Origin of the sequence: Mesonia profundi (assembly GCF_031085155.1) — a bacterium.
Classification (GTDB): Bacteria; Bacteroidota; Bacteroidia; order Flavobacteriales; family Flavobacteriaceae; genus Mesonia; species Mesonia profundi.
On sequence record NZ_JAVHUL010000052.1, the window covers coordinates 3,569 to 16,216 of the forward strand.

A 12,648-nucleotide genomic window follows, 5' to 3' on the forward strand; every position below is an offset into this window, starting at 1 on the left:
CTTTCTGCAGTTGCTGTAATACTAATTGCAGTAGCTATATTTCTTTTTGCAGTTGCTGTAATACTAATTGCAGTAGCTATATTTCTTTCTGCAGTTGCTGTAATACTAATTGCAGTAGCTATATTTCTTTTTGCAGTTGCTGTAATACTAATTGCAGTAGCCGTATTTCTTTTTGCAGTTGCTATAATACTAATTGCAGTAGCTATATTTCTTTTTGCAGTCGTCATAATTCTAATTGCAGTAACTAAATTTCTTTTTACAGTAGTTATAATTCTAATGTCAGCAGCTATAATTCTTTTTTTAGTCGGCGTAATATTAAATACAATGGTTCTGATTTATTTTTCCGTACGCCTATTTTAAAAGTCAGAAATCAGATTCTTTATTACCACGTCTTTTTTTCGGCTGACTTGTAGTATCAGTATTTAAATTTTTTGCTAAAACTTCAATGAACGCACGATTTTTTTAAATTACTGCCAACTAGTTATATCAGCTCAAATATACACCTTTAACGTTAAAATTTGCGGGATAACAACACATTTTTACTATTATATCTAGCTTCTTTTAAATGCATTACCGCAGTATCTAACGGACTTTTAATTTTTAATAAGTCCTTTCTAGTGACATGCGTATAAATCATAGTGGTCTCTGGTCTGCTATGCCCTAAAAGCGACTGAATATACCTTAAATCAACGCCGTCTTCCAGCATATGCGTGGCATAAGAATGTCTTAATGTGTGCGGCGTTACGTGTTTTAAAATCTTTGCATATTGGCAAGATTTCTTTAGAAATGCCCTGATGCTCGAAGGGCTGTATGCTCCTCCATTTTTGCCTTCAATTAAATAATAGTCGGGTAAATATGTATTTACGTAGTTGTAAAATAAGGGAATCATGCTTTCTGCCAATATTACCGTGCGATCTTTTCGGCCCTTACCCGAAACAATCAATATTTGCTTCCGGTCCACATCAATATGGGCCACTTTCATCGCAAGCAATTCTCCTATACGCAAACCAGAAGAATAGATGAGCGCCAAAATAAACCGATGTTTTAAATTTTTGGTAACCTGTAAAATACGAATCACTTCTTCTTGAGATAGTACCGTTGGTAGTAACCTGCTTTTCCGAGGTCTTAAATTTTCCAAATTCTCTATTCCTTCCACCTCAAAAAGCTTAGAAAAATGCTTTAAAGCACTTACACATTGCCTATGCGAACTTACCGAATATCCTTGCTTAGTGATCACCTTCTCTAAAAAAAGCTCCATATCTCTATAGGTTAAAGAATTTGCAGGTTTTTCGCTGTAAACCACCAATTTTAATAAAAAACCATAGTAAGAACGCACCGTACTTTTACTAAATCTTTTGCCTTTTAAATAGGAAACAAATTTCTTAAGGTCTAGAACTTGAGCAGAATCTAAATCAGCTTTACTTACCGAAACAAATTTTGGTTTTGGCTCACGCTTCCGCGGAAGTAATTTTTTAACATTTTTTAGTTTCTCATAATTAACAAAGTATCCTGCATCATTATAATATTTGAAAAGAAAAAAAGGATTTTTTTTAGAATACTCCATATAATAAGCGCTATGCGTAGAAGACCACTTTATGCGAGGTAATTTCTTAGTTAGTGCTTCTAATTTTAGATCAAAAGCAGAAAAGCGAACCCCAATCTGGAGCGCTTCTTGGTATAAAAATGAATCTAAAATGATAAAAGCCATAGCTAGTGATTTACAAAACCAGCATTCAATTTAGCTAAAAAAAATAAATAAACGGGAGAAATTCTATCTTAACTTCTCAAATAAAGTTTTTTATGATGATTTCTAGTGTTCTGTTAATGAGTAGCTAGCCTAGTGATCAATCTCTTTTATTTTCAAAATTAGTCGAATTAACTTTTTAATTCTTTATCATCAGTTTCCGATTAAATCATTACAGAATTCTGTTGATTCAAATATAAGAGGCCTTTAGAGTTTTTTTATGAAGTGACAGCTTACTATTAAATTTATCAGGGAAATTTAAAAATTAATACGTATGCTTAATCAATTTAATTTAATTATCAGGTCATTAAAAATAAAGTCTTAGGTCTTATGTCTTTCAAAGCCCGCCCGAAGGTACCGCTTCGGTATGGGCAAGTCTTATGTCTTAGTCGGACACAACTAATTCCAAAAGGTCATTTTTCTGAAGAAAATGATTTGTGCATCTGTAATAAAGATAATCAGTATCCATAACAAAGCGCTGGTTTGCGTATGTTGAAACAGCTTTTTCATGCTTTAGTGACGAGAATGTAGTATTTCTTTAAATCGACTTCAACCTTTTCTAAACTATTTTTAAAAGGCATTTTCTTCCATTGGTTGGTAGGAGCAACACGAACTTCTTTTCCGTTTACCTTCAGGATTAACGGCATAGCAAAATCTTCTACATCGGTTTCCCATCGTGCGTAAACCTTGTTATTTTTCTTTTTTAATTGTAATTCCGGTAAACGGGCATAGTTTAAATATTGATTAAAAATAGGAGTGAGACTCGCTTTGGTATGCTTTTCAAAATAATTGATCACCGTTGGCGTATCAATAATTTGGTGTTTGTAATTTTCGGTATATTCTTTTAACAAAGCCCACCATTTTTCATCGTCATTAATCACGCCGCGAATGGTGTTTAACATATTGGCACCTTTGTAATACATGTCGCTAGAACCTTCTGTATTTACGCCATAATCGCCAATAATAGCCGAATTATTCATCACCGAACCTCTTAACCCAAACAAGTAGGTGAGGGCATCTTCTTTTCCCCAACGGCATTCTACATAAACAGATTCAGCATAGGTGGTAAAAGCCTCATGAATCCACATATCTGCAATATCCTTAGCGGTAATGCTGTTTCCAAACCATTCGTGTGCACTTTCGTGAATGATGATAAAATCCCACTTTAATCCCACGCCGGTTCTAGATAAATCTTTGCCTAAATAGCCATTTTTAAAGCCGTTTCCATAGCCTACAGCGCTTTGATGCTCCATACCCAAATACGGCGTTTCTACCAATTTATACGAATCTTCTACAAAAGGATAGGCTCCAAATTTTTCATAAAAGCAGTCCATCATCGGGCTTACTTCCTTAAACTGCGCTCTCGCTTTTTCTTTGTTGTAAGACAATACATAATAATCTAAATCTAAATCTTGGTAGGTGTCGTGCAGATGCACATAATCGCCAATATTCAAGATAATATTGTAATTATTAATGGGATTAGTCACCTTCCAGCTCCACTCGGTATAGCCGTTTTGAAGGTCTTTTTTTCCGGTAAATCTTCCGTTAGAAACGTTCATTAATCCGTTGGGAGCAGCCACATGAATTTCGGCTTCTTCGGGTTCATCGCTTTGGTGATCCAAATTAGGGTACCATAAACTAGCACCGGTTCCTTGCACAGCCACACTTACCCAAGGTTTTCCATTTTCGTCTTCCGTAAAGATAAATCCACCATCCCAAGGCGCATTTTTGGCTACAATGGGATTTCCCGAATAATAGAAATCAACTTTTATCTCTTTATTTCCGTCAAGCGGAAGTGGGAAATCAATAAAAACCGCATTGAACTCTCGCTGGTAACTTAACTGCTTTTCCTGAAAAACGATAGAATCTACGTTCATATTCTCAAACAGATCTAGCTGAAGCCTTTGTGCTGACTTTAAAACCTTTAAAGTGATGCTATTAACGCCAGAAATGTACTTTTCTTCCGGATCTACCTTTACGTGTAAATCGTATTTTAATACGTCAAAATTGGTTCTTTCGGGCCTCAAAGAACCACGTAACGAATCGGCTTTGGTGTAGTTGCCTTCCTTGTTGCTTAAAATTTGCGACTGACTAGAAAGTGTGATTCCGAGTAGAATAAAAGTGAAGATGAGTTTTTTCATAATAATGATCTTGTAGGGGGTAAAATAGAAAAATGAAGCATTAGAGCTCAATTTTAACTTGATATCAAGAGTTAAAGATAGTAATTCTAAAAAAGTTTGTAGGTGTAGAAAAGCTTATTTTTCTAATTGAGTGATGGCTCTATTTAATTTGGGATGAATACTAAGCGAATGTGTTTTTAAGTTTTTGGGTTGCTTGTCTAAGATGTCTTTTAAATCTTGCAGCTTGCTTATGTTTTTCTTATTTCTATACATATAAGTATCTGCCATTGAAAAACTAACGGGGCTGTCTAAAAGCTCTTCTATTTTACGAAGAAAAAAAGCATCGATTTCAGGATTATTTTCATCCTCTTTAAAAAGTCTCTTTAGCGTTTTAGAATTCTCTTGAATCTTATAATAAAGTGGTGAGTTGATTACGGTATCTATAGAAAGCTGAGGAGTCAATTCTCCTTTAATCAGAATATCACTTCCTTGTAGCCATATTTTTTTATTAACGATGTCTTTACTGGTATACAGCTTAAGGTTATATAAATCGTTAATTGAATCTTCCACTAGAAACAAGGCTGCATTGTTTTTATACACCACCGTCATTTGTTGCTTCTTGTTGGCCGGTTTTAAAGCAATACTGTCTACTTGCAGGTTTAAAGCTTCTAATTCTATTTTAAGGTTGTAATCTTCTACAGCCTCCTTCTTTTTTTGATCATTCTGGCAAGCCGTAAACACGAATAACAAGATTAAGGGGTTGATTTTAAGCTTCATAAGTGGATTTAAAGATTTTAAGAATGGATTTTAAGTCTTCTGTTTGTACTGGTTTTATAATGTAATTCTGAATATCGTTGTAGCTTTTTGCTCTTTCATAATCCATAGGATCTATAGAGCTCGACACGATATAAATGGTGATTTTCTTTTCTATCTTTACTTTGGTAAATTCATCCAAAAACTGCCACCCGTCCATTACAGGCATACTAAGGTCTAATAAAATCACTTCGGGAAGAGTTTCAGGTTCATTTTTAAATCAATTAAACCATGCAACGCATCCTCTCCATTCTTGAAGATCATAATTTCTTCAGAAAATTCAACACTATTCATTACTTTTTTTAATCCGAAAATAAAAATAGGGTCGTCATCAATAATACAAGCTAATTTTAGTTTACTCATGTTTTAAATATATTTTAAAAGTAGTTCCTTTGCCTACAGAGCTTTCTACTGTTACTTTTCCGTCGAGGGCATCAATTTGATTTCTTGCAATAAATAAACCCAATCCTTTGGAATCTTCATTTTCATGAAATTTTTTATACATGCCAAATAGCTTATCTCCGTTTTTATCTAAGTCAATTCCTAAGCCATTATCTATTATTTCAATGATAACAAATTCCTTGTCTTTTTGTGCAGAGATTCTTAAGAAACTTTCTTTTTTGGGGTCGCTATACTTTATTCCATTAGAGATGAAGTTCATCAAAATACTATTTAAATAAGCTTTTATGGCTAAAACCTTTATACTTTCTGAAATAGATACACTTATGTTTACCGCAGCTTTTTTAGCACTTATATTATAGTCTTTTAAAATAAGATTGACTTCTTTTAAAAGATGAATCGGTTTTAAATTATCGTAAATGCTATTATTCATAATCACAATCTCATTAAGGTGGAAAATAGTTTCTTTTAAGTTATTTGATACTACTTTTAAATGAGAAGTAATTTCTGTTTTTTGATCTTCGTCATTTTCTTCTTCTAAAATATCTAGTAACATAGAGAAGTTTCCTGAATGTGATCTTAGGTTATGTGATACTATATGAGCAAAATTCTTCAATCGCTCGTTTTGATTTTTACTGGTTTCGAGTAAACTCTTCACCTTTTTATCTGCATTTTTTCTTTTCGTAATATTTACGATTTGAGAAATAAAATAAAGCGGATTCTTATCTTGATTTTTGACCATAGAAACGGCTAATATTCCGTATATGATAGAACCATTTTTATGGATATATCTTTTTTCCATGTGGTAGTGAGGAACTTTTCCCTTTATAAGTTTTTGCAGGGAAAGTAAGTCTAAATTTAAATCCTCTGGATGTGTAATGTCTTGAAAAGTAAGTTGATGTAGTTCCGATTTGCTATATCCCAACATGGTACAAATAGCCGAATTGACATTTTCCCATTTACCATCTAAAGAAACAATGGCCATCCCAATAGCAGCATTTTCAAAATTACTAGTGAAGGCTTTCTGACTTATTTTTAGTTGGTCTTCAATTGAAATTTTCTTTATCCCATTTTCAAAAGAACTGATTTTAACTGTCTTTTCATGAAAAGCCACGATTGCATAAGCGGTACCTTCTCCATAAACAACTAACTTTTTAGCTTTTTTAAGAAGTTTTTTTTTCTCCTGAATATGTAGCTCTATTTCAACAACTTCTTCTGAATTTTGATTGAGATTATCCAGTACTTTAAAATTAAATGTAGAGAAGTCTATTTGATGTTTTTTAAGACGCTGAAGGAGTTGGTGATTTAAGTAAAAGTTCTCTTGATGCTCGATTTCATAAAATAGATAACCAAATAAAGCATAATTTTCTATAAACTCAAAAAGCTTAATGTCTTTACTAATAAGAGTATACAGTTTATTCTTCAAAGATTTATTTTTAGGAGAAGATATTATTTTTTAATTTAAAATAGGAGTGTCATTCCTATAAAATTTTTAGAAATATTTTAAACCAATCCCCCTTTTTTAATAGATCATATTTACTAATTCCCTAATCCTAAAACCAATCAGATTTGGTGGAGTTTTTTTTAATTAGGTTTTTAAATTTTCGGTTGCTTTTCTAAGATGTTTTTTTAATCTTGTAGCTTGCTTAAATTCTCCTTATTTCTATAAATATAAGTATCTGCCATCGCAATACTGTCTACTTGCAGGTTTAAAGCTTTCAACTCTATTTTAAGATTGTAGTCTTTAACAGGCACTTTCTTTTTCTGTTCACTTTGGCAAGCTGTAAGCGCTAATAAGCAAATGATGGGAAATAATTTATAAGTTATATTTTGGCTTTCAAGTAGACTTTAATCAGAATGTAAAAAGTATAATTTGGCATTAGGATTTTCTTTTAAACTTTTTTTCATGAGTTGTTGTTGCTCTTCAAAAACGCTCAAAGTAGTTCCTTTACAAATTCCATAGGAGTAATGATACTTTAATAGTGCTTTATCTAACCGACTTAGCTTTTTGTTTTTGGAAAAACAATTCGAAAAATAATTATCGCAACTCAATTCATCAGAGAGGCTAAAGTAGCCCAAACTCTTAAAAAACAATTCCTTCAGCTTATAAGTGAGGAGTTCATTATTAAACATTTGTTTTTTATTCACTTTGAGGGCACATTTATAAATCTGATTCTTCCCATTCCAGAAAAGATAAAAATCACTATATTTTTGGTTAATAAGGCTAGACTCATACTCAAAATCACCTTGTGCATAAATGATATAATTAGACTCCTCCACTTTAGAAACAAATGAGACCTTTAAGGAATCTGATACCTCACCAATTTCCTTAGCAAAACGTTTGAATTCTCGTTTAGGCTTGCCAAATATACTTTTTGAAAGATAAATTCTAAGACCTTCTTTCCAATACCTCATACTAGCTTTGGACTTTAAACTATCTACCTTATACTGGAAAGCTACGTCTTTATAGTAATGTAAAAAAGTAGAATCTTTATATTCATATTCAACTCTTACGCCATTGGCTTTTGGGTAGTTTTCTACATAAACCAAAGTGTCGTTACCACGTATCATAAATGAAGCAGAATCTTTGGCGGTCAAAGGGTTTTTATATTTTTTCTTATAGTAAGATATTGGAATATAGGAACCGCGTTGTTGTGTTCGTGTTTTTTGGGCGTCGACGTTCTTATTCTTAGGCACCTGGGTGTAATTAGACCCATAACTTATAAGAAATAGAAAAAAAAATAATTTTTTAATCATGTTGAGTGGCGAGTTGAGTGAGTCTTCTATGAATATGATAATCTACAAGATGATCATATAAAACTCCATAGTGTATGCTCAAAATATTAAGATCAAATGTGGAAATTTTATGGGAGTTATTGTATTCTTGGTCGAGTAAACTATTTTTATTTTCCTGAACAAGAGCAGTGCTAAAGTTTCCTAAACTGTAATAAAATACTCGTTTTAATCTTTTTAGAACCAATTCATTCGTACCTATTTTTTTAGGGTTAATGTATAAAGTAGCTGCGTAGTATTTACGATTCTTATCACTATGTAAGCTATACGTTGCTCCTGTATACATATTTTTTCTTCTATCTTGTTCCGTTTTAAACTCAAAATCTTTCTCGTATCCGTTAATATCTTCTTCTGTAGTTTTAATCTGATAGTTGGCATTCTTAAGTTGATTAGTAAAGCTAATTTTTAAATTTTTGACGTTTTTTAGACTTACGTCTGAATAAAATTTTTCAAACTTAACTTTTACTTCTTCAGGTAATTTCGGATCTAGATATACAACAATATCGCTACTCCACTGAGGCAAATAGTAACTGTTTTTGGTATCGGTAAAGACAGGGTAGAATGCGATTAGTTGATACTGTTCTATGATATCTTGATAGTTATATTGTGAAGGTTTTAAAAAGCTGAGATCTTTTGCACTGTGTTTCTTTGCAAACAAAGTGTCTTCTTCTAATACAAGTATTTTACCTTTAAAGTCTTTAGGCTTTTCGTTAGAAAAATCTAGCCGAGACGGCAGTAGTTGTTCATAATAATTTTGTGAAAAAGCCGAAATGCAGAACATAAAGCTCCAGATCCCGAAGAATAATGTAATGGTTTTTCTCATAGATACAAGTTGATGAATTTATTTTTTTTCTTATTAATTTTTAAAATAGCTGAAGTTAATTCAATTAAATAAGTTCTTTAGCTAAACTTCTTGGGAGCTATTTTGCAGGATAGATTGTTAATTATGTAAAGAAAAAATGATAGGAAAAATAAGTAAAAATTCTACGGTCATAAAGTGTAAGGAAGTTGGTGAGTACCTAAAACTAATCATTTTAAAATAAAAATGCTATACAAAATGGATAGCATTTTTATTTTTTTCATATATAATCGGGATATCCGAATAGAATTTTAAGGTTATCAGCCTTCTTATGGATGGAAATAGGAAAGAACGTAGGTATAGAATTATAACCTACAATCTACAGTCTATTAAGTCTGAATTACGCCTAGATTAAAATCTTTAGTAATAGGAGCGTGGTTGGCAGCTTCAATTCCCATAGAAACCCATTTACGAGTATCTAACGGATTAATCACCCCATCTGTCCAAATACGCGAAGCCGCATAATACGGACTTACCTGCTCGTCATAATCTGCTTTTATTTTATCAAAAAGTTCCTTTTCTTTTTCGGGAGTAATTTCTTCGCCTCTCTTTTTTAAGGAAGCGGTTTCAATTTGCAACAATACTTTTGCAGCAGAATTTCCACTCATCACCGCCAATTCAGCACTTGGCCAAGCAGCGATTAAACGAGGGTCGTAAGCTTTTCCGCACATCGCATAATTTCCTGCTCCGTAAGAGTTTCCAATGACGATCGTAAATTTAGGCACTACCGAGTTGCTTACTGCATTTACCATTTTGGCGCCGTCTTTAATAATTCCGCCGTGTTCACTTTTACTTCCTACCATAAATCCGGTGACATCTTGTAAAAATACCAACGGAATTTTCTTTTGATTACAATTCGCAATAAAACGGGTGGCTTTATCGGCAGAATCCGAATAAATTACGCCTCCAAACTGCATTTCTTTCGGTTTGGTTTTAGACGCTGTGGTTTTTACAATTTTTCTTTGATTGGCTACAATTCCAACGGCCCATCCATCAATTCGGGCATAACCCGTAATCAAAGTTTGTCCGTAACCGTCTTTATAAGGTTCAAAATCTGAATCATCTACCAAGCGGTTAATAATTTCCATCATATCATATTGATCGCTTCGCTTGGCAGGCAAATGACCAAAAATCTCTTGCGGATCTAATTTAGGCTTCACCGCTTTCTTTCGGTTAAAACCAGCCTTATCAAAATCGCCAATCTTGTCTACAATATTCTTAATCTTGGTAAGGGCATCCTTATCATCTTTCGCTTTATAGTCGGTTACCCCGCTAACTTCGCAATGTGTAGTCGCTCCGCCAAGCGTTTCATTATCTATACTTTCTCCAATCGCAGCTTTCACCAAATAGCTTCCAGCCAAGAAAATACTTCCCGTTTTTTCAACGATTAAAGCTTCATCACTCATAATAGGAAGGTAAGCACCACCGGCTACACAACTCCCCATCACCGCCGCAATTTGGGTAATTCCCATGCTGCTCATTACCGCATTGTTTCTAAAAATGCGTCCAAAATGTTCCTTATCTGGAAAAATCTCGGCCTGCATCGGTAAATACACCCCAGCGCTATCTACCAAATAAATAATAGGTAGGCGATTCTCTATAGAAATCTCTTGTGCTCTAAGGTTTTTCTTTCCGGTAATAGGGAACCAAGCGCCCGCTTTTACGGTAGCATCGTTGGCCACCACAATCACTTGCCTTCCAGAAACGTAACCTATTTTTACCACTACGCCACCACTAGGACATCCGCCGTGTTCTTCATACATTCCGTCCCCAGCAAAAGCAGCAATTTCAATGGCTGCCTTAGGATCGTCCAATAAAAAGTCGATTCGCTCTCTTGCGGTTAATTTTCCTTTGGCGTGGTGCTTTTCAATTCGCTTTTCCCCGCCACCTAGGTAAACTTCTTTCAGTTTACTATTTAAGTCTGAAACCAATAATTTATTATGGTCTTCGTTTTTATTAAATTTTATATCCATGCTTAAAAGTTATTCAGTTTTTGGGCGTTCCCCATTTCTCAATGGGTCAGGCTTTCGCTACTCGCTTCCCAATTCTCATTGGGAGAGCTCAAACAGGCCGCTCAATCCTTAACGCATCAGTTGGGTAGCGAAAATACAAAAACCTAAACATATTTTAGCCCTAAAGATTTGTAATAATCTTAGTTTTTTCTAGAATAGATAGTATTTTTGTAAACTTACCAACATTCAATTTTAGTAAAAATTAAAGTATATAAGAAATGAGTATGAATAAAAACACCGTTTTGGCTTGGGCCACATTTATCATGATTGTCGTAGGAATAGGATTAATAGCTTTAGGGGCATTTAGGTATAATGAAGTCGCTGGTTATGGATTTGCCGCTGTGGGAATAGGCTTCTTTGCCATCGCCTGGGTATTTAATGCCTTAAAAGGAAGAGTATAAAAAACATGATAGATCAAGCTGTAAGAAAACAATTGGTAAAGCATTTACATGGAGGAGAAGCTTTTGTGCCTGTCTCCAAAATGCTTCAGGAGATTCCCTTTCATCAACTAGGGGAGCGCCCCAAAGACTTGCCTTATTCTTTTTATGAGCTTTTCTATCATATTATGTACACACAAAAAGATATTCTAGAATTTTGTGTGTCGACAAATTATAAAACTTCCGACTGGCCCAATGAGTATTGGCCAGAACACAAGCAGCCCAAGAGTGAAGAAGACTGGGAGACTTTACAACATGAATATACTTCTAATTTAAAAAGTCTAACTGCTTTTATAGAAGATACCAGCAATTCCCTTACCCAACCTGTAAAAAACGGAAAAGACGAACAAACTTTATTGCGCGAATCTTTATTGGTAGTTGAGCACACCGCTTACCATACGGGTCAGTTATTGGTTGTTTTGCGTTGTTTAGGATTACACACTTCATAAAATACAAATTTCATGAAAACAATAACTTCATTCTTTATTTTTGCCATATTGTTAACCACCAGCGCTTGTCAAGAGGGAAAAAAAGAAGAAAAGAAAACCGATTCAAATATCACAACGAATACCTATTGGGTGAATAGCTATAAAAAGGAATGCAGTGGCGGAGCGGGAAAAATGCATTGTTTACTTATTTCTAAAAGTGAAAATTTAGAAGATGCTTCTTGGGAGTTTTTCTATTCCTCTATAAAAGATTTTAGGTTTAAACCGGGATATTTTCAGCAAATAAAAGTAGAAGAAACTCAATTGGATCTAAAAAGTGTCCCTGCAGATGCTTCTAGCATTCAATACCGACTTATAGAGACACTAAAAGAAGAAGAGGATATTCGCTTTGGCTTAAATGATATTTGGGTGGTAGAGAACATCAATGAAAATCCCATAGCCGAAGGAGACGAGCATCCGCGATTAGAAATCAATCTTTCCAAGATGAAAATTTATGGAAATGATTCTTGTAACGAGTTATCAGGAGATATTACTACGTTTAGTGTTGACAAAATAAGCTTTGAAAACATCGCACTGACTCGAAAAATGTGTCGTGATATGAAAACTCCTAGCGTTTTTAACAAGGCATTGCTTTCGGTACGCGGTTTCCACAGAGAAAACCTTAAGCTAAGGTTGTATGACGAAGATGACAACGAAGTTCTTCAGCTTCAAAAAACAGACTAATCTAATAGAGGTCAGTAGTTACATATTTACTTTTATTGTCATCTAAGGTATTGATTTTAATCCATTTAAAATACATACTATTGTCAGTTCGAGCGCCAGCCCGAAAGAATTCATTCTGGCGGGGAGTCGAGAACTTTTTGGATACTAAAAGTAGGTTTCGATTGTGCTCAACCAGACATATAGCCCATAGTTAAACAGTAATCTAAGCAACGAACGAATAACCTCTACCCGTTGTGCATTTTAAATAATACTGATTTTTATGTTATTGATGTTTCTATTAAATATAAATCTATTGATATATT

Annotated in this window: 14 protein-coding genes; 3 read left to right on the forward strand and 11 right to left on the reverse strand. The window is 33.9% G+C overall.

What is annotated here, in order from left to right:
- The 11 genes from RBU60_RS13355 to RBU60_RS13405 form a co-directional block, all read right to left on the reverse strand.
- On the reverse strand, positions 1 to 227 hold a 227-nt coding region (locus RBU60_RS13355; protein ID WP_308865556.1), incomplete at its 3' end, for a hypothetical protein.
- Between the two features lie 284 nt (positions 228 to 511).
- Positions 512 to 1,708, reverse strand: coding sequence for a tyrosine-type recombinase/integrase (locus RBU60_RS13360; protein ID WP_308865557.1), 1,197 nt, complete (start codon positions 1,706 to 1,708; stop codon positions 512 to 514).
- Positions 1,709 to 2,250: 542 nt separating this feature from the next.
- Positions 2,251 to 3,885, reverse strand: coding sequence for a M1 family metallopeptidase (locus tag RBU60_RS13365; RefSeq protein ID WP_308865558.1), 1,635 nt, complete (start codon positions 3,883 to 3,885; stop codon positions 2,251 to 2,253).
- Positions 3,886 to 3,999: 114 nt separating this feature from the next.
- On the reverse strand, positions 4,000 to 4,641 hold the full coding sequence (locus RBU60_RS13370) for a hypothetical protein (protein ID WP_308865559.1): 642 nt from the start codon (positions 4,639 to 4,641) through the stop codon (positions 4,000 to 4,002).
- Positions 4,631 to 4,867 (reverse strand): response regulator, encoded by a 237-nt coding sequence (locus tag RBU60_RS13375; protein WP_308865560.1) that lies wholly within the window; start codon positions 4,865 to 4,867, stop codon positions 4,631 to 4,633. The genes RBU60_RS13370 and RBU60_RS13375 overlap by 11 nt, the downstream gene beginning before the upstream one ends.
- Entirely contained in the window at positions 4,864 to 5,040 is a 177-nt protein-coding gene (locus RBU60_RS13380) for a response regulator (RefSeq protein ID WP_308865562.1), read from the reverse strand. The genes RBU60_RS13375 and RBU60_RS13380 overlap by 4 nt, the downstream gene beginning before the upstream one ends.
- Positions 5,033 to 6,502, reverse strand: a complete 1,470-nt coding sequence (locus RBU60_RS13385; protein WP_308865563.1) for a sensor histidine kinase — start codon at positions 6,500 to 6,502, stop codon at positions 5,033 to 5,035. The genes RBU60_RS13380 and RBU60_RS13385 overlap by 8 nt, the downstream gene beginning before the upstream one ends.
- Positions 6,503 to 6,705: 203 nt before the next feature.
- Positions 6,706 to 6,831: a hypothetical protein gene (locus RBU60_RS13390; RefSeq protein WP_308865564.1), complete on the reverse strand. Its 126-nt coding sequence runs from the start codon at positions 6,829 to 6,831 to the stop codon at positions 6,706 to 6,708.
- 93 nt (positions 6,832 to 6,924) lie between these two features.
- The gene (locus RBU60_RS13395; protein ID WP_308865566.1) at positions 6,925 to 7,674 is read right to left on the reverse strand and encodes a hypothetical protein; all 750 of its coding nucleotides are present in this window, start codon (positions 7,672 to 7,674) and stop codon (positions 6,925 to 6,927) included.
- Between the two features lie 151 nt (positions 7,675 to 7,825).
- Complete coding sequence (locus tag RBU60_RS13400) at positions 7,826 to 8,692, reverse strand: hypothetical protein (protein ID WP_308865567.1); 867 nt, start codon at positions 8,690 to 8,692, stop codon at positions 7,826 to 7,828.
- Between the two features lie 365 nt (positions 8,693 to 9,057).
- Positions 9,058 to 10,701, reverse strand: a complete 1,644-nt coding sequence (locus RBU60_RS13405) for an acyl-CoA carboxylase subunit beta (RefSeq protein WP_308865568.1) — start codon at positions 10,699 to 10,701, stop codon at positions 9,058 to 9,060.
- A 263-nt stretch (positions 10,702 to 10,964) separates the two neighbouring features.
- Here RBU60_RS13405 and RBU60_RS13410 point away from each other — a divergent pair, with 263 nt between their 5' ends.
- Genes RBU60_RS13410 through RBU60_RS13420 form a run of 3 tightly spaced genes read left to right on the forward strand, consistent with a single transcriptional unit; the run spans position 10,965 to position 12,346 of the window.
- A complete protein-coding gene (locus RBU60_RS13410; protein ID WP_308865571.1) occupies positions 10,965 to 11,141 on the forward strand; it encodes a CAL67264 family membrane protein in 177 nt (58 codons plus the stop codon).
- A 5-nt stretch (positions 11,142 to 11,146) separates the two neighbouring features.
- A complete protein-coding gene (locus tag RBU60_RS13415; protein ID WP_308865569.1) occupies positions 11,147 to 11,626 on the forward strand; it encodes a DinB family protein in 480 nt (159 codons plus the stop codon).
- 12 nt (positions 11,627 to 11,638) lie between these two features.
- Positions 11,639 to 12,346: a DUF4377 domain-containing protein gene (locus tag RBU60_RS13420; protein WP_308865570.1), complete on the forward strand. Its 708-nt coding sequence runs from the start codon at positions 11,639 to 11,641 to the stop codon at positions 12,344 to 12,346.
- Positions 12,347 to 12,648 lie beyond the last annotated feature (302 nt).

What these genes read in the sequence shown, in the direction of transcription:
- RBU60_RS13415 (WP_308865569.1), top strand. Translation starts at nt 11,147, where the DNA reads ATGATAGATCAAGCTGTAAGAAAACAATTGGTAAAGCATTTACATGGA.
- RBU60_RS13410 (WP_308865571.1), top strand. Translation starts at nt 10,965, where the DNA reads ATGAATAAAAACACCGTTTTGGCTTGGGCCACATTTATCATGATTGTC.
- RBU60_RS13365 (WP_308865558.1), bottom strand. Translation starts at nt 3,885, where the DNA reads ATGAAAAAACTCATCTTCACTTTTATTCTACTCGGAATCACACTTTCT.
- RBU60_RS13370 (WP_308865559.1), bottom strand. Translation starts at nt 4,641, where the DNA reads ATGAAGCTTAAAATCAACCCCTTAATCTTGTTATTCGTGTTTACGGCT.
- RBU60_RS13360 (WP_308865557.1), bottom strand. Translation starts at nt 1,708, where the DNA reads ATGGCTTTTATCATTTTAGATTCATTTTTATACCAAGAAGCGCTCCAG.
- RBU60_RS13400 (WP_308865567.1), bottom strand. Translation starts at nt 8,692, where the DNA reads ATGAGAAAAACCATTACATTATTCTTCGGGATCTGGAGCTTTATGTTC.
- RBU60_RS13380 (WP_308865562.1), bottom strand. Translation starts at nt 5,040, where the DNA reads ATGAGTAAACTAAAATTAGCTTGTATTATTGATGACGACCCTATTTTT.
- RBU60_RS13420 (WP_308865570.1), top strand. Translation starts at nt 11,639, where the DNA reads ATGAAAACAATAACTTCATTCTTTATTTTTGCCATATTGTTAACCACC.
- RBU60_RS13405 (WP_308865568.1), bottom strand. Translation starts at nt 10,701, where the DNA reads ATGGATATAAAATTTAATAAAAACGAAGACCATAATAAATTATTGGTT.